The sequence below is a fragment of the Shewanella sp. DW31 genome (assembly GCF_015767295.1).
GTDB classification, from domain to species: Bacteria; Pseudomonadota; Gammaproteobacteria; order Enterobacterales; family Shewanellaceae; genus Shewanella; species Shewanella oncorhynchi.
Window position 1 is genome coordinate 81,112 of the sequence record NZ_JADWMP020000006.1, and the last position, 18,598, is coordinate 99,709.

General features: G+C 47.6%; 22 protein-coding genes. 8 read left to right on the forward strand and 14 right to left on the reverse strand.

Features of this window, described 5'->3' with window-relative positions:
• Positions 1-243: 243 nt before the first annotated feature.
• The 3 genes from GWI56_RS07080 to GWI56_RS07090 all read right to left on the reverse strand — a co-directional run bounded on the left by GWI56_RS07080 (position 244) and on the right by GWI56_RS07090 (position 2,628).
• Entirely contained in the window at positions 244-1,458 is a 1,215-nt protein-coding gene (locus GWI56_RS07080) for a 4Fe-4S binding protein (RefSeq protein WP_105251123.1), read from the reverse strand.
• Between the two features lie 266 nt (positions 1,459-1,724).
• Positions 1,725-2,378: a DUF2959 domain-containing protein gene (locus GWI56_RS07085; protein ID WP_173497437.1), complete on the reverse strand. Its 654-nt coding sequence runs from the start codon at positions 2,376-2,378 to the stop codon at positions 1,725-1,727.
• 28 nt (positions 2,379-2,406) lie between these two features.
• Positions 2,407-2,628, reverse strand: a complete 222-nt coding sequence (locus GWI56_RS07090) for a hypothetical protein (RefSeq protein ID WP_006079786.1) — start codon at positions 2,626-2,628, stop codon at positions 2,407-2,409.
• An 81-nt stretch (positions 2,629-2,709) separates the two neighbouring features.
• Here GWI56_RS07090 and GWI56_RS07095 point away from each other — a divergent pair, with 81 nt between their 5' ends.
• The 6 genes from GWI56_RS07095 (at position 2,710) to azoR (ending at position 7,034) form a co-directional block, all read left to right on the forward strand.
• On the forward strand, positions 2,710-3,681 hold the full coding sequence (locus GWI56_RS07095; RefSeq protein WP_198572512.1) for a virulence factor BrkB family protein: 972 nt from the start codon (positions 2,710-2,712) through the stop codon (positions 3,679-3,681).
• Between the two features lie 35 nt (positions 3,682-3,716).
• A complete protein-coding gene (locus tag GWI56_RS07100; protein WP_198572513.1) occupies positions 3,717-4,670 on the forward strand; it encodes an alpha/beta fold hydrolase in 954 nt (317 codons plus the stop codon).
• Entirely contained in the window at positions 4,667-5,272 is a 606-nt protein-coding gene (locus tag GWI56_RS07105; RefSeq protein ID WP_198572514.1) for a hypothetical protein, read from the forward strand. The genes GWI56_RS07100 and GWI56_RS07105 overlap by 4 nt, the downstream gene beginning before the upstream one ends.
• Positions 5,273-5,288: 16 nt before the next feature.
• Positions 5,289-5,726 (forward strand): D-aminoacyl-tRNA deacylase, encoded by a 438-nt coding sequence (gene dtd / locus GWI56_RS07110; protein WP_131524019.1) that lies wholly within the window; start codon positions 5,289-5,291, stop codon positions 5,724-5,726.
• A 92-nt stretch (positions 5,727-5,818) separates the two neighbouring features.
• Positions 5,819-6,256 carry a thioesterase domain-containing protein gene (locus GWI56_RS07115; protein WP_198572515.1) on the forward strand — a complete coding sequence of 146 codons (438 nt, stop codon included), beginning with the start codon at positions 5,819-5,821 and terminating at the stop codon, positions 6,254-6,256.
• 181 nt (positions 6,257-6,437) lie between these two features.
• Positions 6,438-7,034: an FMN-dependent NADH-azoreductase gene (azoR, locus tag GWI56_RS07120; protein WP_198572516.1), complete on the forward strand. Its 597-nt coding sequence runs from the start codon at positions 6,438-6,440 to the stop codon at positions 7,032-7,034.
• 167 nt (positions 7,035-7,201) lie between these two features.
• Here the strand turns inward: azoR and GWI56_RS07125 are convergent, their stop codons facing one another.
• From GWI56_RS07125 to GWI56_RS07135, 3 genes are all read right to left on the reverse strand, one after another.
• Entirely contained in the window at positions 7,202-7,387 is a 186-nt protein-coding gene (locus GWI56_RS07125; RefSeq protein ID WP_198572517.1) for a hypothetical protein, read from the reverse strand.
• Between the two features lie 75 nt (positions 7,388-7,462).
• Positions 7,463-7,786 (reverse strand): rhodanese-like domain-containing protein, encoded by a 324-nt coding sequence (locus tag GWI56_RS07130; protein ID WP_105251132.1) that lies wholly within the window; start codon positions 7,784-7,786, stop codon positions 7,463-7,465.
• Positions 7,787-7,905: 119 nt separating this feature from the next.
• Positions 7,906-8,481, reverse strand: coding sequence for an XRE family transcriptional regulator (locus tag GWI56_RS07135; protein ID WP_198572518.1), 576 nt, complete (start codon positions 8,479-8,481; stop codon positions 7,906-7,908).
• Between the two features lie 164 nt (positions 8,482-8,645).
• Between GWI56_RS07135 and GWI56_RS07140 the strand changes: the two genes are divergently transcribed.
• Positions 8,646-9,833, forward strand: a complete 1,188-nt coding sequence (locus GWI56_RS07140; protein ID WP_198572519.1) for a benzoate/H(+) symporter BenE family transporter — start codon at positions 8,646-8,648, stop codon at positions 9,831-9,833.
• A gap of 51 nt (positions 9,834-9,884) precedes the next feature.
• Here the strand turns inward: GWI56_RS07140 and GWI56_RS07145 are convergent, their stop codons facing one another.
• Positions 9,885-10,361, reverse strand: a complete 477-nt coding sequence (locus GWI56_RS07145; RefSeq protein WP_198572520.1) for a GNAT family N-acetyltransferase — start codon at positions 10,359-10,361, stop codon at positions 9,885-9,887.
• 340 nt (positions 10,362-10,701) lie between these two features.
• Here GWI56_RS07145 and GWI56_RS07150 point away from each other — a divergent pair, with 340 nt between their 5' ends.
• Entirely contained in the window at positions 10,702-11,370 is a 669-nt protein-coding gene (locus GWI56_RS07150; protein WP_198572521.1) for a hypothetical protein, read from the forward strand.
• 506 nt (positions 11,371-11,876) lie between these two features.
• Here the strand turns inward: GWI56_RS07150 and GWI56_RS07155 are convergent.
• From GWI56_RS07155 to GWI56_RS07185, 7 genes are all read right to left on the reverse strand, one after another.
• On the reverse strand, positions 11,877-12,620 hold the full coding sequence (locus tag GWI56_RS07155; RefSeq protein WP_198572522.1) for a hypothetical protein: 744 nt from the start codon (positions 12,618-12,620) through the stop codon (positions 11,877-11,879).
• Between the two features lie 31 nt (positions 12,621-12,651).
• Positions 12,652-13,911, reverse strand: coding sequence for a beta-ketoacyl-ACP synthase (locus GWI56_RS07160; protein ID WP_198572523.1), 1,260 nt, complete (start codon positions 13,909-13,911; stop codon positions 12,652-12,654).
• On the reverse strand, positions 13,912-14,637 hold the full coding sequence (locus tag GWI56_RS07165) for a 3-ketoacyl-ACP reductase FabG2 (RefSeq protein WP_198572524.1): 726 nt from the start codon (positions 14,635-14,637) through the stop codon (positions 13,912-13,914).
• A 112-nt stretch (positions 14,638-14,749) separates the two neighbouring features.
• On the reverse strand, positions 14,750-15,283 hold the full coding sequence (locus tag GWI56_RS07170) for a hotdog family protein (protein WP_198572525.1): 534 nt from the start codon (positions 15,281-15,283) through the stop codon (positions 14,750-14,752).
• Positions 15,284-15,287: 4 nt separating this feature from the next.
• Positions 15,288-16,487, reverse strand: coding sequence for a beta-ketoacyl-[acyl-carrier-protein] synthase family protein (locus GWI56_RS07175; RefSeq protein WP_198572526.1), 1,200 nt, complete (start codon positions 16,485-16,487; stop codon positions 15,288-15,290).
• Positions 16,488-16,533: 46 nt separating this feature from the next.
• Positions 16,534-17,298: a DUF3261 domain-containing protein gene (locus GWI56_RS07180; protein WP_198572527.1), complete on the reverse strand. Its 765-nt coding sequence runs from the start codon at positions 17,296-17,298 to the stop codon at positions 16,534-16,536.
• Positions 17,299-17,302: 4 nt separating this feature from the next.
• On the reverse strand, positions 17,303-18,592 hold the full coding sequence (locus GWI56_RS07185; RefSeq protein ID WP_198572528.1) for an NAD(P)/FAD-dependent oxidoreductase: 1,290 nt from the start codon (positions 18,590-18,592) through the stop codon (positions 17,303-17,305).
• Positions 18,593-18,598 lie beyond the last annotated feature (6 nt).

The window sequence follows — 18,598 nt, forward strand, 5'->3', positions numbered from 1 at the left end:
ACATTCCTTTATTAAATGCGCGCGAATTAGACCAGTAATTAGATTTCGTGTCAATTAAGCATCTGTTCTATATGATTTTATTTTAATCCTTTCAGATTATTCCTACTAAGTGGGTCAACCTTTAGTTGTACCTAAAGGTTTCCATTTTGAGGTTTTCTAGTCTTATCTGCTGCTGTTTTTCAATTTCGTTAGTGTTTTATTCCATCGCAATTGGATCCCATCATATGTGTCATTTTAGGTGTTCTAGTGCCCAATTCTATTAATCACTTGGATCAATTCCATGCGGATGTTGTCTGGTGTTTGGCTATGCCAGAAACCTGCTAAGTAAGCGCCCAGCGGTAGGATAAATAATGCGATAAGCACTAATGCGAGCAATCCCTTATGACCGAGTCTATGGCCTGATTTCAGCCCAAGGCCGAGGGCGGCGGATTTAGGGCAAGCCGCGACACAGCGCATGCAGGCTTGGCACTCGTCACTGCGAACCGTGGTTTTAGTGTGCACTATGATGTTTGCTGGGCAAGCGCGGGTACACTTGTCGCATTTCATCCCTTTTGCTTCGATAAGGCAGTGCTGGGTATTGCGGCGGATTTTTAATGGGCTCGCAAAGCTTAAGATCCCAAGCATTGCACCATAGGGACACAAGTAACGGCAGAATCCCTGACGACGCCATGCAGCTAAAGCGAGGATCAGCGCAAATACCAGTAGCGTGATTAGGCTGGGTGTTAGGAAGAACAATGCCATCTTCAAGTCGGCAATCTTATGATAATTACCTTCAAGATAATGGGGGATGGATTGTGCTGGCATACCAATGACTATGTAGCAAAGTGCTAGGAGTAATAGATATTTCAACATTCGCAGTGGCCAATCTAGCCAAGCGGGTGGTGTAAGCTCTGATTTAATAAAGCGTTTTCTAAAGGAATACAGATATTCCCCTGCCAGACCTAATGGGCAAGCCCAACCGCAAAATGCCCGCTTGCAGAGTAAACCTGTGAGTAATACCGCCGCTAGCATGACTGCTGCCGCAGGATGGGTTTGATCCCACAAATTGAGGCTGATAATGGCTTTAAGCTCAATGCCACCCGCAATCGGTAAAAAGGCATCGACTACGTCTGGGCGCATTAGCCAAGGTGTGATTCCTTGCTTAAGCAGTACGGTATTGATTGTGTATTGTATGGCAACCAGCAAGAGCGATAGCGCTAAAACATGTTGAGTCCCTTCACGAAGGGTATTGATTTTAATTTCACCCTTGAGTGCATCAGGCGCAAATTTATGCCCAAGTAGCATCAGTGGCAGTGCAATAAGAAGCCCGAGAGCCAGTGGCCAATAAAGACTCATTGCCACCGCACCGATACTGAGCAACAGTGTGGCGACCGCGCCCCATTTCTGGCCGCTCCAATAGCTGAGGGAGGCGAGATACATGAGTGCCAACATCAGCGTGAGTGATTCGATAAAAGTCATAGTGATGAATACAGCTAATAAGTTACAAGTACAGGCTCTGAGTGGTGAACTGAGGATAAGTTTTTGAGTAATAAGTGAAATTGTGCGTCAGATCTAAGATTCGCGCTATCAATCAATTAAAGCGCGCCATAGCTCACAAAGCTAAGTGTTTTAGTCTTGCACAAATAAAGTATGGCTTGCAGGGACAGCGTGCGAGGTCACACAAAGAATAAAAAGCCCTAGCAATTTAGTTTGCTAGGGCTTAGGCGTTCAGTGGGGTATTTGGATTAATTTTTTGATTTTTCGAGTGCTTCGATAAATTTGCTCGATTCGTTAATCGAGGTGTTCATCTCTTTAATCAGGCCAGAAATATCGGTTTGCAGACTCGCAAATTCGCTTTTAATCGCACCAATGGCTTGGGCGTTCAAGTTATGCTTGAGATACAGCATATTGTCTTTCATGGCGGTGAGTATCGGCGGCATTTTTGACTCGGCACGGCGCATACTTTTGATCAATTGTTCATAGGCTCGGCGCGTTTCTTTGAGTTTAGCTTCACTGTTGCGGCGTAGGTTGGCTTTACTGATCTCGCTAATTTCATTTTGCCACTCATCGAACAGTGCTTCGGCTACATCTTCGACTTTATTGATACGGTTGCTGACGTTGTCGGCGGCACTTTGAGCCGATTCGTATTCATCTTTGGCTCTGCTATAGGCTTTTTCTAAGTTGCCATCACTGTAATTGAGCAGTGCTTGCATTTCTTCTAGGGCAGAGCTGAACTCTTTTTGAGCATCCTGTTGGGATTTTTTCGCATCTTTAACTCTGTCGACCATAATATCGCGTTTATGGTAACCGACCTTTTCCATTGCGCCGTAGTAGGCACTCTGGCAACCACTAAGCAGGAGACTTGTGGCAATCAGCCCTGAAGCTATCAGTCTTTTCATTGGGGGTTCCGTCGCTGAATGAAATTAATTAATCGGCTTTAAATCGAGCCGCATCGATAATGCTCCACAGATGAAAGATAGCACCTATTACCGCGGGCACAATCAGCCACCAGAGGGCATAACCCACCACTGTGATAATGAAAAATAACAGTGCGGCCATTATTCTGCCTTGCAATAATTGGCCTAGCCCAGGAAAAAATAGGCTAGCAATAGCGGAAATAACGTTACCTGCAGATCCTTGTTGAGACATCAATTCACTCCTTAGACTTGTAAATTAAGTGTTTATTGTACGAAGATAACGAGTCTATACCAACAGAATCAAGAGAAACCCGTGACTAAGAAGATAGAACTGGCACAAATTCGCGCCTTATTCCTCGGGATCTGGCAATTCCTGCTGCATTTGAGACGGCGTTTAGTGGAAGATCAAATCAATATCCGCGCCGGACATTTAGCCTATGTCACACTGTTGTCACTCGTGCCTATGGTGGCGGTGACTATGTCTATGCTGTCAGCTTTTCCGGTATTTAAGGGGATACGTGGACAGATAGAAGGTTTCGTTTATCAGAATTTTTTACCCGCCGCTGGCGACACAGTGCAAGTGTATATCAATGAGTTTGTGGCCAATGCCTCTAAGGGGACTGCGGTTGGGATTGCGGCCTTAGTTGTGGTTGCCATTTTGCTGATTTCCGCCATTGATAAATCGCTCAATAACATTTGGCGTACTAAAGAGAAGCGTTCAGTGGTGGTGGCTTTTTCTATGTATTGGATGGTCATCACTTTGGGCCCGGTATTGGTGGGGGCCAGTTTGGTCGCCACTTCCTACGTGGTGTCACTGAAGGTCTTTGACGGTCAGTTGTCGGGTGTGGTGCCCGTGTTTCTTGAGCGTTTACCTATGCTTTTCTCTGTGGCGGCATTTTTATTGTTGTATATGGTGGTGCCTAATCAAAAAGTGAAGTTTCTACATGCACTATTAGGGGCGATTGTTGCCGCAATCTTGTTTGAGTTAGGTAAAAAAGCCTTTGCTTTGTATGTCACTCAGTTTCCGAGTTATGAAGCGATTTATGGTGCTTTAGCCGTGATCCCCATTATCTTTGTCTGGGTGTATTTATCGTGGATGATAGTATTACTCGGCGCGGAAATTACCGCCGCTATGCCTGAATATTTAGATTATGAGTCGATCTCAGATGATGACGAAACAGCTCTGAATGCTAAGCCTCTAGAAAATGCCTCCCAAGATAATTCCGCTGCGGTGTTAACTTCGGCTGAGGTGACGGCACTCAAGGCGGTGGCTAAATCTGAATGACTCCATTAGAGGATTATTAATGGCGATGACACTGAATGCCTGAATCCTTCCCATCTTTTATCCGTCGCGACTGGTTTAACGTTGGCAATGGTCAGCAATTGCATCTGGCGCAATACGGTAATCCACAAGGTATCCCGCTGCTGTATTTGCACGGCGGTCCAGGAGCGGGTTGTGATATCGGTGATTTAGCTTTATTTAATGGCGATCAATATTGGATTTTGCTTTTAGATCAACGCGGTTCTGGACAATCTTTACCCTTTGGCGATTTAGCAAATAACCATCTCACTGGTTTGATTAGTGATATTGAGGCGATTCGCCTTGCATTGGGTATTGAGCGTTGGTGTTTAGCTGGTGGCTCTTTTGGGGCCACATTAGGCTTAATTTACAGCGGATTATTTCCAGAGCGGGTGATTGCACAGGTACTGTGGGCGTTATTTATTCCATCCAAAGAAGGTCTCGACTGGCTCTATGGCGCTGACGGCGCGGCAAAATTGCAACCTGCTGCTTATCGACTCTTCAATGACATTTTTCCGGTTCAGTTATCGCTGATTGAATTACTGGATTCGTACCATCAAGGTTTGGCATCAGCCGATGAAAATGTGCGATACCATTTTGCGCGGCGTTGGGTGCAGTGGGAGTTGCAGCTTGCGGGGGCGAGGTTAGTGCTACCAAGGCTGTTACCCGAATCCGTATTAGCATTAGCCAATATCGAGTTACACTTTGCTCGACATAATTACTTCAATGCCATGAATGTGTTACAGCGCGTGACGCCTAGAGTGAAGGCGCGTAGTGTGTTATTGCAAGGAATGCAGGATGCGATTTGTCCAGCGGCGCTATTACGCGATTTTTTGGCTGGGTTGGAGCATGCTATTACAATTCAATCTGTTGTCGATGGCGGACATATGCTCAATAGTGAGTCTTTGTTTTTGGCGGTTACAGCAGAAATCCATGCTATGTGGTCGTGGATACATCAAAGGGAAATACAATGAAAACATTGCTCATCAGTGCCACTTTACTCGGATTAACCGCCTGTGCCGCTACGTCGCCCTCGCAAACCAGCGCGATTGACCCTGTGGTGGCTCAGGAGGTCGTGAGTGCCCCTGTCGCGCCCAAAGTTGTTGAACTCGGTGGGTTGACCAATGAAACTGCCGCTGATCGCTTGTACCAAGCGCTGATTAACGCAAATTATCTCGCCACCCAAGTTGCGCCGACTAAAGTGGCTGTGCAGTTTGGCAATAACCAATTCTTGCTTGAGCCGAGTATCAATTCGGCGGGCATTGACCGTATTTTAATGAATCGCTTCTATGCTGTGCACCCGCAATTGCAGGCTAGCCAAGAGTTGCCTGCCGTGATTGGCACCTTGAATCAGAAGCTTAATTTTGCCAAGTTTGTGTTGTTGGACCAAGGCGCAGTGATCCAAGTACAAGGTACAGTGACCTTTGCCGACCGTATTGAAATAGAAGAGTTACGTCGTTTTATGCTGTGGACGAATGGCGGCTTAGCGCAGGTCGTACAATCTTTGCCTGATGGCGTAGAGCAATATATCCGCCCGCTCCCGCTAATGCCGCAAATGGTTCCCGTTAAGCCTTAATCTAAAAGGAAAAGTTGTGATTGCGTTAATTCAAAGAGTGAGTCGCGCCAGTGTGGTGGTTGATAACCAAACCCTAGGTGAAATCAATAAAGGCTTGTTGGTTCTGCTCGGTGTCGAGCAAGAAGATACCCGCGAGAAGATGGAAAAGTTGGCGACTAAAGTCATGAGTTATCGCGTTTTTTCCGATGAAAATGGCAAGATGAATCTCAATCTAGAACAAGTCGGTGGGTCTTTGTTAGTCGTGTCACAATTTACCTTGGCTGCCGATACGGGTCGTGGCTTGAGGCCGAGTTTTTCAGGGGCGGGTACGCCGGAACAAGCTTTAGGCTTGTATGAAGAGTTTGTCGCATTCTGCCGCGCTAAGGGCGTTCATACAGAAACCGGACAGTTCGGCGCCGATATGCAAGTGTCCTTAGTCAATGATGGCCCAGTGACCTTTAATCTGCAGGTGTAGCTTCTATCGTGATGTTTATCTAGGGGTCTAGGTGATGGGGTACTAGGCATAATCAATGTCGCTTGTACCAAGGGAGTATTAAGGGAATGCACATGGATCAATTACTCATTAAATTACACCAGACTTGGCACAGTACGATCCCCGTTAGCGAGTTTATGCAGATAGTGCCACTCGATTATATCGAGGGAGAGTTTCGAGTCACAGCGCCGATGACGCCCAATCTTAATCTGCATCAGACCATGTTTGCGGGCAGCATTTATACCTTGATGACCTTAACAGGCTGGGGTGCCGTGTGGCTAAATCAACAGTTGGTGGGCGTGGCGGGTGATATTGTGCTCGCCGATGCCCATATTCGTTATCTTGCTCCTGTGACTTGTGACCCTGTGGTAAAAGTACAATGGCCAGATGTGGATCTCAGCCCGTTACAAAGGGGGCGCAGAGTTAAGGTGAAGCTGGAAGTGCAATTGTATTGTATGGATTCACTGTGTGCGGTTTTTGAAGGCCTGTATGTTAGTAAGTCGAAAGCATGAATGCGTCGAAAACAACTTAGTGTATCTGTACGTCGAAGATGACGTATAACCTTTCTAAAAAATCGAAGCTAATCTCAGATTTTATCCGCTTTATTTCTTTTTTATGGGCTAATACACTAGCGTCATAGAGTTGAGATATTCCATCTGACTCTGAGTCATTTACCTATTTTCGGAGCAGATTATGTCTAAAGTCTTAATTTTAAAATCAAGCATTCTTGGCGGTTATTCACAATCTGCCGTGTTAATTGACCACTTAGCGAGCCACTGGGAAAACCAAGGCGCCGCTATTACAGTACGTGATTTAGGCGGTAAAGACGTACTGCCTATGGTAGACGGTGAAATCGCTTCTGGGTTACGCGGTGGTGCAGAATTATCGGCACGTCAGCAAGAAATGCTCGCCTTATCAGATACCTTAGTCGCTGAATTAAAAGCGAACGATACGATTGTTATCGCTGCACCTATGTACAACTTTACGATTCCGGTTCAACTTAAAAACTGGATCGATTTTGTCGCCCGTGCCGGTGTGACTTTTACTTACACTGAAACGGGTCCAAAAGGATTAGTGGAAGGTAAACGCGCTGTGTTAGTGACGACCCGTGGCGGCGCTCACAAAGATGGCCCAACGGATCACGTTGTACCTTACTTGAAAACGGTTTTAGGCTTTATTGGTATCACTAATGTTGAAGTTGTTTACGCCGAAGCGTTGAACATGGGCCCTGAAGCCCACGACAAAGGCATGAGCGAAGCGAAACACAGTATCGATCAGCTGAAAGCTTAATTGTCCCATTGATTAGCTGAGCCATTTGATTTGGCTGAATAAATAATGCCAGCCTTTAATAGGCTGGCATTTTTGTATGTGCATTTCAGCTAAGCACGCTTTGCTTAAGTGGCTAGGTTTGAGCAACTAGACTCGAGCGGCTAGGTTTAAGTGGCACGCTAAGCTGTTTATTCGCAAAGGCTGCAGCCTTTGGCGAGGGTGCTTGTCTCAACATAACGCATCTTAGTGCTGGCTTGGTCGCGGTTACGACTGATGCTAAAGCGTGTATGGCGTTCAGTTTCAAGCGGCTTTTCAGCAGTGTTACTCTGTGTGGCTTCAAACTGTAACGCTTTGGTATGATTTGTTTTATGCATACACCACCTCGCAGATATTTAAGTCATCGCAATATACAGACTGGCCTGATTAGCGCCGTACAACCAAGGCTTAAATTAGCTCGGCTGGCAGCAGACTAAATCTTTAAGCGAACCACCATTTACTACGCAGCTAAAGCCATTGGCCTTGAGAATGTCGCAGCCCTTTTGTGCTCGAATCCCTGCGCCGCAGTAGAGCACGAAGGGATGTTGCTTATTGTCGACTTGGTGTAACCATTGGTCGAGCGTTGGCAATGGCACATTAATGGCTTGGGGCAAATGACCTGAGGCAAATTCCTCTGGTGAACGCACATCAATCACCCGTGCGCCTTGCTCAATCAATTGCCAACATTTTTCGCCCGAGTGGCTGCCGGATAACTTAGCCAGTAAAGATTGAAACATTGCATTGCCCCTACCATTAGGAAATTTTCAATAAGTTTATTCTAATGAATTGGCGAGTGCAAGCGCTGCAGATTATCGGCAGTGAATGGTTTTTGGCATTGCCGGCACTAGGCAAGTAGTTAGAGGCTAGACACATTAGCTCTTTGATAGTGAATGATGTCGTGGAATACCACGGTTTGCTCGTTTAGATTGCGATAGCCATGGGGTTTGTCGGCCGCAAATCGTACTGCTTCACCTTGCTTGAGTGGTTGCCACTCGCCATCGACTAGCACTTCCATAGTACCGCTCAAGACAATGACATGCTCAGTGACACCCGTTTCATGGGGCTCAGAAAGGCGCTGATAGTTTGGCTGCAGGGTGAGTTCAAACATCTCGAAACCGAAGCGCTCTTCAAAGGGGAAGAGTGAGGCGACTAGCATGCCGTCGGTAGCGGGTTGTTGGCGTAACTCGTCGGGCTTACGGAATACTGCGCCTTGGCACTGGGGCGTGGGTTCGAGAAAGGTCGACAGCGAGATATTGAATCCACTGGCTATTTTCCATAGCGTCGCAATGGTTGGGCTTGATTCACCGCGCTCGATTTGTCCTATCATGGCCTTACTAACGCCCGTCTCTTGGGCGGCTTTATCTAAACTCCATCCCTTTTGGTTGCGAAGTGCTTTAAGCGTGGTGGCGAGATAGCTGTTTATCGTCTGCACAATGGCCCCATCATTTTTATGAAAATTTAGTTTGTACGTTATAACGCACGGGTGTTATCTTGTCCATCTCGTACGTTATAACGCACAAAAAACTATCTTGTTCATTTTATAAGTTATAGCGCACAAAATAATGGCGACACTAATTGCAGAGAAAGGGAGTGGATATGTGGCGAGATGCAGGGAGTTTATCAAAAATATCAGCGGGTTTTATTGCGGTATTAGTGGGTTATAGCAGCTCGGCTGTGATCATCTTTCAAGCGGCGGAGGCTGTGGGTGCGACACCTGCACAGATCAGTTCATGGCTGTGGGCTTTAGGTTTGGGCATGGGCGTGACCAGCATAGGGTTATCGCTTTACTACAAGAATCCTATTCTAACGGCTTGGTCTACACCGGGCGCGGCGCTGATGGTGACTAGCCTAGCGGGGTTGAGCGTAAACCAAGCCATAGGCGCTTTTCTGGTGAGTTCGATTTTAATCACTCTTTGCGGGGTGGCGGGCTGGATGGATAAACTTATTCGTATCATGCCGCAGTCAGTCGCTTCAGCCATGTTGGCGGGGATTCTGCTGCAATTTGGCCTAGGGCTATTTCAGGCGATGCAAACCCAGCTGAGTCTAATTTTGATCATGTTGTTGGTGTTTGTCGTCGTTAAGCCTTTTGCGCCGCGTTACATCATCTTGCTGACCTTGTTGGTGGGTATAGGCATGAGTTTTCAATTAGATTTACTCAAGCTAGATGCGGTTCAGTTGCAACTGGCTATGCCAGTGTGGACCACGCCTGAGTTTTCGCTGGCGAGTGTGATTGGCGTGGCGCTACCGCTGTTTGTAGTGACTATGGCCTCGCAAAATATGCCGGGCGTTGCTGCGCTGCACGGTAATGGCTACAGGCCGCCCATTTCACCTTTGATCACGACTACAGGATTCATCGGGGTTATCCTCGCGCCCTTTGGCGGTTTTGCCTTTAACTTATCCGCCATCACAGCGGCGATTTGTATGGGTAAAGAAGCTGACCCGAATCCCGCGACCCGCTACTGGGCGGCAGTGTGGGGCGGCGTATTTTACTTTATCACTGGGTTACTCGGCGCCACTGTGGTCGGCCTGTTTTCCGCTTTACCTAAGGAATTAGTACTGGCCATCGCCGGATTAGCCCTGCTTGGCACTATCGCCAATAGCCTGACCGCCGCATTAGCTAAAACTGAAGATCGCGAAGTGGCAGTGATCACTTTTTTGGTCACGGCCTCGGGTTTTAGTGTGCTGGGCATCGGCAGCGCATTTTGGGGGCTGTTGCTTGGGTTTATTATCCATTGGTGGAACGGGCACAGAACTGTATCAGTAGTTAAGCGAGCGAATACTTAACTGCAGCAAAGCGCCTTAGAGATGAATTTCAAAGACTAAGGCGCATGTTTTTTAGATTTTCTTTGTCATAAACACACTATTGGGATCGAGTTGATAGGTGTCGAAGGGGCCGCAGCTTTCGAAGCCAAATTTGGTGTAGAGCATTCGGGCGGGGTTAAAGAAGTCCATCGAACCTGTCTCTAGACTCAGGTGTTTAATGCCTGTGGCTTTAGCATCGTTAATTAAGTGCTGCAATATTTTAGACGCTATACCTTGCTGCTTATAGGGCGCGGCGGTGCGCATGGATTTGATCTCGGCGTGCTCGGCATCTAACCATTTTAGTGCACCGCAGCCCGCTAAATTATTGCCATCCCACAGGGTCCAAAAGCGAATATTGGGCTGACGCAGGCCGTCAAGATCTAATGCGTGAACGCTTTCAGGCGGAGAGGTTGCCCGCATATCGTCGAGGTGTTCCTGCAGTAAAGCCGCAATCTCAGGCCCTTTAAGGTCATCTAAGGTGATTTTCATGGCTCTTGTGGTGGATTTCATGGCAGATCGGGTGCTCCCTATTATTGTGGCTTATCCATAATGGCGTCATCGCACTTTGTCGTCTGTTTGCCAATGCGCCATGGTGGATAAGCAAATCCTAAGCCATTAGCTAAGTCATCTCTGAGGAGTTTTAGATTGCCTTATTTTGCTCGATACCTATCGTCAAATTTTTGCAGTAAAAAATGCTGTTATCTTCTCGGTTTCCTTGTGTAGTAAAATAGTTAAACCTGATTCGATGGCGGTGATAACTTACTGCCATGTTTAAATCATTTACCCATAAAAGTTTGAATTCTAGTCTATTTGGACTTAACGGGAAGTTCGATTTTCTGCAAGGAAACGTATGCGAAATCTTCTAAAAACACAAATAGTTGCAGAGGACCTGAAGCGGCTGTACTACGAAATAAATAATTCTAGAAGGTACCCTTTTCGATTTCGACAGGCATTTGAACAGTACATATATAAAAGCCAGCAGCTAACAGAAACAATGCGTAAGGAGTTCCGCTCTCTAACAGGAAATAACTGGGCTGCAGGAGAATTTGAGGGCTGGAATGCATATACAAATATTTTAAAAGCACTGCGGAACGCCACTTATCATGGTTATCCTTTAGCCTTACACGGAACTGCTCTTGCCTTGTATCAGGGAGTTGAATTCGCTACCGATATTGAGCCCCCATCTGAGTTAGATTTTGTGCGTGGCTATCGAGTTATGGAGTCTACGTTATTCGTTGAACTACCTTTCGATGAAGAGTTATTTTCAATTAGCGCTGGCTTTCCGATAAAGAATATAACTCAAAGTGGTTCCACACATGCATTCCCACTTAAAGAATTCATAAGCTATAAGATAACATGGCGCCTTCTCGATGAAGGCGTGCGGAAAGCCACAGATAAAGCTGGAACTACAGATGCGGTCAAAATTACGTTACACAGCTATCCTGCTCTAGTTGCGTACAGCAAATATTACGCAAGTGTTCTAAATAAGAATAAAATTAACGAAGACGTCCATAGCTAAAACCGTCAACTAATGCCTTTTACTCATATGCCGTAGTTCTATTTACGGCAAAGTGGCTTGTTGAGTATGTTGTTTTTAAATTGATGGACTGACTTCGTTCGAGGTTAACAAGATATTTATTGTGAATTTTTTTAAATATTTGGCTGAATATGCCATCGTTAAATGTTAGCTCTCGTCTTTTGAACTTAAAGGCTACGTTAATGCTCGAAAGGTAGGTCATAGTGATTGGCGAGACGACCGTCCGCCCCATGGACGGGGCGGTCGAGCATCCAAGAATGGACTTGCTGCGTGTCGTCGAGCCTGTACTATGGTTAGCTTCACTCTGAACAATATCTATGTTTCATTGCCTCTTCGCCTTCGGTAACTCTCGTTTATCAACTTAGAGCCTCTAGGTTCTTTCACAGTGTAGTGAGTGATTACCATGGCAAGCCTGTATAGGTGAATATAAAAATGGCCGAGGATAAGCTCGGCCATGATTTACTCGATTAAGCGTAAAACGGGCAGGTTTAGTAGTACTTCTTTAAATAACTCTCGGCGTAGTTTTTGAGTTTTTTGTTTGAGCTTGCGGTTGCCATATTTTCAATCACATTGCGGTAAGCGGTATTCCCCGAACTAGCTAGCGCTTTTGCCATGTTGGCATAGGTATCGATGGCGAGTTTGTCATCGGCCATTAAGCGTGGTGTTTTCAATTCGTTACTGAGTACGGCTAGGATAAAATCATCGTACTGGCGGTCATCTATGATGCGTTTAGCCGCGAGACGCATTAATTCTAAATCATTGCTGCGTAGGGCATTGGCAAAGGCATTATTTTGCTGACTTTGATCGGCAGTATATTGGCTTTTGTCCGCAAGAATCGCATTCCATTTTTTATATATCGTTATGTTTTCTAAAGCTTGACCTGCGTATTTCTTGAGTTTTTTAGGATAATCACCATTAACAATCTTATTGATGGTTTCGCTGTACTTATCATTGCCTGAATAAGCTAAGCCTTTGACTAACCAAGCACTGTAGTCAATGGCATTTTTTTCAGTGGCTTGGGGCAAAGATGCGAGTAGCTTGGCTTCGAGCGCATCAAAAATGGCAGGATCGGATAAACCAGCGATGGTGAGTGATTCAATGGCTTCTTTTTGCTTGAATTGGTTATCACCCTTAAAGATTTCTTGATAGGTTTCAACCGTATATTCCTGAGACAATAAAGGCGAGCTTAATAAACTGATGCTAAGCAGCATACCTGCAAACAGTGGTTTCATGGTGATATCCTTATGTGGTTTTTATATGTTGTTATTGGGCCCAGCGTTTAAAAATCAGCGAGGTATTAATGCCGCCAAAGGCGAAATTATTACTCATCACATAATCTGTGTCGATTGGGCGCAGTTCGTTACGGATATAGTCCAAATCAGCGCATTGTGGGTCGATACTTTCAAGATTGAGTGTCGGCGCAAACCAGCCCGCATTCATCATCTCAATACTCACCCAAGCTTCTAACGCGCCGCATGCGCCTAAGGTGTGGCCCGTGTAGCTTTTAAGGGATGAAATCGGCATACCAGCACCAAATACTGCGTGGGTCGCGTGGCTTTCGGCGATGTCACCGCGATCCGTTGCCGTGCCGTGGGCGTTCACATAACCTATGGCGCTAGGCTCAAGCTGGGCGTCTTTGAGCGCCAACCTGATGGCGATTTCCATGGTCTGCGCATTCGGTTGGGTGACGTGTTGGCCATCTGAATTCGTGCCAAAACCGATTAACTCAGCGTAAATCTTGGCGCCGCGCGCCTTGGCGTGTTCGAGCTCTTCGAGTACCAGCGTACAAGCCCCTTCGCCAATCACGAGGCCATCACGGCTCGCATCGAAGGGGCGTGGCGTGAGTTCGGGAGTGCTGTTTTTAGTGCTAGTGGCAAACAGGGTATCGAACACGACGGCTTCAGTGGGGCAGAGTTCTTCACCGCCGCCCGCCAACATTAAGGTTTGATGACCGTATTTGATGGCTTCATAGGCGTAACCTATGCCTTGGCTCCCCGAGGTACAGGCGCTGCTCGTGGTGTGAATTCGGCCCTTTAAGCCGAAAAATACCCCCACATTCACCGCTGTGGTGTGTGCCATCATGCGGATATAACTTGTGGCGGTGACGCCCGACATATCGCCGGTTTTCAACATATCGCCAAAGGCGATGATGGCATCGGTACTGCCAGTGGACGAGCCATAGGCGATACCCATTTCACCCGAGGACACGATAGGATCGTCCAATAATCCCGCATCAATAAGGGCAAGCTCGCTGGCGCGGGTCGCCATGATAGAAACCCGACCCATAGAACGAATTTTCTTGCGCGAATAATGGCTTGGCACTTCAAAGTCGCTAATGGGCGCGGCTAAGCGGGTATTGAGGCCATCGTATTTATCCCATTCGCCCATAGCGATAACACAGTTTTTCTGCGCCTTAAGGCTCGCTGCTATCGCCTCCCAATCATGTCCCAGGGCTGTAATGCCGCCAATGCCGGTGACGACCACTCGTTTCCCTAAGCGGGTTTGATTTGTCGGCTCGCTCATTTAGATCATGCCTCCATTGACTGATATCACTTGGCGAGTGATATAGGCGGCATCGTCAGACATTAAAAATGCGGCTAAGGCGGCGATTTCACTGGGTTTACCCATGCGGCGCATCGGCACTAATTGCTCGACCATATCCTTAGGAATATCGGTCACCATGTCGGTTTCAATCAAGCCGGGAGCGATACAGTTGACGGTAATTTTGCGTTTTGCCAGTTCTAATGACAATGCCTTAGTCGCGCCGATAATACCCGCTTTTGAGGCGCTGTAATTCACTTGGCCACGGTTGCCCGCAATGCCAGAAACTGAGGCTAAGGTGATGATGCGCCCGCCCTTTCTACCTTGTACCATAGGCATGACACAGGGGTGGATAACATTATAAAAGCCGTCTAAGTTAGTGTGGATGACGCTGTCCCACTCGCTTTCTGTCATAGCAGGAAAGGCGGTATCGCGGTTGATACCAGCATTGAGGATCACGCCATAATAGGCACCATTGGCCTCAATGTCGGTTTCAATGGCGGCTCTGACGGTTTCGCGGTCGGCGACATCAAATTTCAGCAGGCTCACATTCACCCCAAGCGCGCGGATTTGCGCGGCAGTGTCATCAGCAGCTGCTTGGTTACTGTGGTAATGCAGGGCGATATCGAAACCCGCTGCGGCGAGTTTTAAGGCGATGGCTTTACCAATACCGCGGCTCGAACCGGTAACTAATACTCTGTTATTCATCTGTTTTCTCCACCCCATTTTATCGTTATGTGTCGGTATGGGGTTTCATGTATTTATGGTAAAAAGGTCGCTTGTTAAGGCGCTTTAAGGCTTTTTTATCTACATCATTGCTTTAGTGCCCAAGACTTCTATTTGCCGCGTCTTGATTGCCTGCAAGGTAGGCTTGTGTGTCTTGAGGCTGGAACACATTCACATTGGCTTGGGCCACTAAGCTCTTTTCTAGCTCAGTGCCGGTTTCGGGCAGCAGATAAATTTGGCAATCGAATACCGCTAATCCTGATTCCTCTTGATAGAGGCGGCTGACTTGGGTGCGATAGGTGCGCCCGAGCTGATATTGCTTTGCATACAAGGTTAATTTGCGCGATCCCAATAGAAAACCGACGCGGATTTTATCATTGCGAAGTTTTGCCTCAACCCCAGCAAGGGCGGCAATACTTTGAGCCATATATTCGATACCCACATAATTGGGTACGGCTTGATATTTATCATCGAAATAAGGGCTTTGCGCCGTGATAGTGACTTCGGTCTCTAGGTTATCGCGCCGATAACCAATGATTTTATCGAGCAAAATCATCGGTACCCTATGGGGAATAAAATCGGCAATATCCTGTTCGGCAAAGGGTTGGTTAATCTTAAGTAACTGCATAGTACTAGGCCTCGTTACGGCAGAAAATCAGGCTGGCATTACTGCCGCCAAAGGCGAAGGAATTGCTCATCACATAATTAAGTGCGCCCTTAGCCGCGACTTGATGGCGCTCGACCAAGGCAATGGGCGGATCCTGTGGATCGACTTGTCCGTCCCATTGATGGGGCGGCAGGGCTTGGCCGTGATTATGTGCTGAAAGTAATAAATAACAGAAGGCGGCTTCAATGGCGCCAGCGGCACCTAAGGTATGGCCGACTAAGGGCTTGGTCGAGCTACAAGGGGGCGTGTTCACGCCAAACACTTCAACCACGGCGCGGCTTTCCATCGCATCATTTTTAGGCGTGGCTGTACCGTGTAAGTTTATGTAACTAATGTCTTTTGCTGCAATGTGTGCATCTTGCAACGCCGCGTGCATGGCAGCGATGGCGCCTGCGCCTTCGGGATGTGGCGCCGACATATGGTGCGCATCGCTCGACTCGCCAATACCCGCTAGCATGACCTCTGACTCGCCCAACGTCAGGACGAAAAGCGCCGCGCCTTCGCCGATATTGATGCCATCACGGTTGATACTAAAAGGATTGCAGTGGCCTTTCGAGACAGATTCTAAGGCGTGAAAACCATTGACTGTGAGTTGGCATAAACTGTCGACACCGCCGACAATCACCATATCGCAGAGGTTAGCCTGTAATAGGCGTTTGGCACTGGCAAACACTTTGGCGCTGGATGAGCAGGCGGTTGAAATTGTGTAGCAAGGGCCATCTAGCTCAAAATATTGGCGTAAAAAGTCGCTGGTGCTGCCGAGCTCCTGCTGGAAATAGTGGTAATCCGCCGGAAAGTACCCGTGTTGATTGCGGTAGCTCAGCGCGGCTTCACCTTTTGAAATCCCTGACGTGCTTGTGCCTAGCACAACACCAATACGGGCATGACCAAAATCCCGTTTCGCTTGTTCAACTGTGGTCGCAATTTGCAGTGCGGCGCACAGCAGTAATTGGTTGTTACGGCAATCGAACTGAATGAGTTTTTCGGGAATGGTTGGTAGCGCTGCCGTCACTGGTGCAACTAAGGTTGGGTGTTCGAACAGGAGAGTGTCACTGCGCAGCATCGCACTGGTATCACCGGCGATCAGGCGGTCTAAAACCTGCTGGGGATCTTGCCCTAGCGGGGTACACAATCCAATCTGTGTAATAGCAACTCTGTTCATCATTGTGTGTCTTTTTACCATGGCACAGTTAAGTGCGGATGCTAACAGATTAAATAGGTTCGATTTCTAGCTCAAATTTAGCTTGTGGCATAGTTAAGCTGATGTGGGCTTGCCAAAGAGCATCGCCGATATTTTGTTGATAACGGATTTGCACCACATGGGTTTGCTGGCCGCTTTTACTGATCAAGGTATCTTGACTATAGATCTGGCGACAGGGGATTGTATTCACTCGGGTGCCTACAAGTGCATCGCCCTGATTTCCCCCAACCGTATCGCAAAGGCCTGTGACTAAATGACCACCTTCTAAATGGGCGCGAATACTCTGCTCAGGCCAATAGATCAGTTGCATCATCGCCATTAAATACTCAGCTTTAAAACTGTCCCCTAGCAGCACGCTTTGTTCACTGCTGAGTGTATTACCATCATAAACTAAGGTAAACAAAGCCTGTCCGAGTGGCGCTAAGCCAACGAGCGTCATACGCTCATCCTCTAACTCTAATTGAGTGAGTAACTCGTGGGACTTATCACCCACTTTAATGCTGACCTTTTGGCTAAAGGACTGGGGTGAAGTTAGCTTAACTTTGCTGTCGGTTTGCTGGCTGCTAATGTCGGCGGGTTTGGCCGTCGGCTTAGTCAGAGGTTTATCGGCTGCGGGGGCAAAATCATGGGGCAGTGGCGCCAAGCAATAACGCATGTCTTTAGCGAGGCCGACACAGGTTTGCCTAAATAGTAGTTCGCTACATCCCGTCAGCCCCAGACTGATGATCAGTAGCGCGAGGAACACTCGCCATTTCGCGTTAAAGTTGAGCGACATGCGGTTACGCCTCTGCAAATTCAGGAATGACAACTTGGTTTTGGCACAATTCGACCACCATGTTCAGGCGGCGCTCCGAGTCTTTAACGAAGGGATTATTGAGGTCCCAAGCGTAGCCCGCCAGAATCGAGCAAATCATTTGCTTGATGCGTGGATTCGGTTCTTCATAGAAGATCACATCCTGAAAGCGGCCATCATACCAAGCTTGCACATAGGTGCGGAAGGTATTCACCCCCTGCATTAAAGGTGCTGAGTAATCGGCTTGCCAGTCAACCGTTTCGCCATTGAGTTGTTTAGTCACACATTTTGCCGCCATCGATGCCGATTGCATGGCGATAGTGACGCCGGAGGAAAATACCGGATCAAGGAACTCACCGGCATTACCCAGTAGGGCGAACTTGTCGGTCGCAAGGCGTGACACATTGGCGGAATAGCCCTTGAGAGTGGCGCATTCTTGCACCACCTTAGCGTTTGCCAGTAGGGCTTTTAGTCCTGGTTCTTCATTGACTATGTTCATCAATTGTTGCTCAAGCGAACCTTGTAAACGCGCAAGTAATTGCGGTTCTGCCACTACGCCGAGTGAACAACGGCCATTGCTAAAGGGAATGAGCCAATACCAAATGTCCTTATGCTCAGGGTGGACACTGATCAAAATCTTATTTCGATCAAAGTTGGGATCGCTGATGTTATCTTCCACATGGGTAAAGATGGCGCTGCGCTGTGGTAGGCAAGATGGACTTTCTAAGTCGAGCAAGCGGGGTAACACACGGCCAAAACCACTGGCATCAAGCACATATTGGGCGCTGATTTGATAAAGCTCGCCCTGTTCATTGCGCACCATTAAGCATGGATTCTCGGTTAAATCTATCGCCTCGACGGTTTCGCCGTAGCGGATGTCGACCCCTTGGCTTTGGGCGGTATCGGCTAACAGTTTATCAAAACTGGCGCGCTGCACTTGGAATGTGGTGCCCGGCCCTGGGGTAAATTTATCGGTAAAATCGAAGGTAGTGTAAGTGCCATTGCGACGAAAGGCGGCGCCATTTTTATGCTGGAATCCAGCGGCATTGAGTGCGTCTAACATGCCGGCTTCTTCGATGAATTGCATGCAGCAGGGCAGTAAACTTTCACCGATGGAAAAACGGGGGAAATGTTGTTTTTCTAACACCAGCACGCGCTTGCCTTGTTGGTGTAGCAAGCTGGCGGCAATGGCGCCTGAAGGTCCTGCGCCGATAATAGCCACATCGACGGCAAGTGAATTTGGCATAGCCGATAAATCGTGAGCGGGTGTAGGCATGTAAAG

Bases quoted from the DNA above. Each gene is read 5' to 3' on its own strand.
- GWI56_RS07085 (WP_173497437.1), bottom strand. From the start codon at position 2,378: ATGAAAAGACTGATAGCTTCAGGGCTGATTGCCACAAGTCTCCTGCTT.
- GWI56_RS07160 (WP_198572523.1), bottom strand. From the start codon at position 13,911: ATGAGCGAGCCGACAAATCAAACCCGCTTAGGGAAACGAGTGGTCGTC.
- GWI56_RS07105 (WP_198572514.1), top strand. From the start codon at position 4,667: ATGAAAACATTGCTCATCAGTGCCACTTTACTCGGATTAACCGCCTGT.
- GWI56_RS07155 (WP_198572522.1), bottom strand. From the start codon at position 12,620: ATGAAACCACTGTTTGCAGGTATGCTGCTTAGCATCAGTTTATTAAGC.
- GWI56_RS07080 (WP_105251123.1), bottom strand. From the start codon at position 1,458: ATGACTTTTATCGAATCACTCACGCTGATGTTGGCACTCATGTATCTC.
- GWI56_RS07125 (WP_198572517.1), bottom strand. From the start codon at position 7,387: ATGCATAAAACAAATCATACCAAAGCGTTACAGTTTGAAGCCACACAG.
- GWI56_RS07175 (WP_198572526.1), bottom strand. From the start codon at position 16,487: ATGATGAACAGAGTTGCTATTACACAGATTGGATTGTGTACCCCGCTA.
- GWI56_RS07170 (WP_198572525.1), bottom strand. From the start codon at position 15,283: ATGCAGTTACTTAAGATTAACCAACCCTTTGCCGAACAGGATATTGCC.
- GWI56_RS07165 (WP_198572524.1), bottom strand. From the start codon at position 14,637: ATGAATAACAGAGTATTAGTTACCGGTTCGAGCCGCGGTATTGGTAAA.
- GWI56_RS07090 (WP_006079786.1), bottom strand. From the start codon at position 2,628: ATGTCTCAACAAGGATCTGCAGGTAACGTTATTTCCGCTATTGCTAGC.
- azoR (WP_198572516.1), top strand. From the start codon at position 6,438: ATGTCTAAAGTCTTAATTTTAAAATCAAGCATTCTTGGCGGTTATTCA.
- GWI56_RS07115 (WP_198572515.1), top strand. From the start codon at position 5,819: ATGGATCAATTACTCATTAAATTACACCAGACTTGGCACAGTACGATC.
- GWI56_RS07150 (WP_198572521.1), top strand. From the start codon at position 10,702: ATGCGAAATCTTCTAAAAACACAAATAGTTGCAGAGGACCTGAAGCGG.
- GWI56_RS07180 (WP_198572527.1), bottom strand. From the start codon at position 17,298: ATGTCGCTCAACTTTAACGCGAAATGGCGAGTGTTCCTCGCGCTACTG.
- GWI56_RS07185 (WP_198572528.1), bottom strand. From the start codon at position 18,592: ATGCCTACACCCGCTCACGATTTATCGGCTATGCCAAATTCACTTGCC.
- GWI56_RS07130 (WP_105251132.1), bottom strand. From the start codon at position 7,786: ATGTTTCAATCTTTACTGGCTAAGTTATCCGGCAGCCACTCGGGCGAA.
- GWI56_RS07100 (WP_198572513.1), top strand. From the start codon at position 3,717: ATGCCTGAATCCTTCCCATCTTTTATCCGTCGCGACTGGTTTAACGTT.
- GWI56_RS07140 (WP_198572519.1), top strand. From the start codon at position 8,646: ATGTGGCGAGATGCAGGGAGTTTATCAAAAATATCAGCGGGTTTTATT.
- GWI56_RS07145 (WP_198572520.1), bottom strand. From the start codon at position 10,361: ATGAAATCCACCACAAGAGCCATGAAAATCACCTTAGATGACCTTAAA.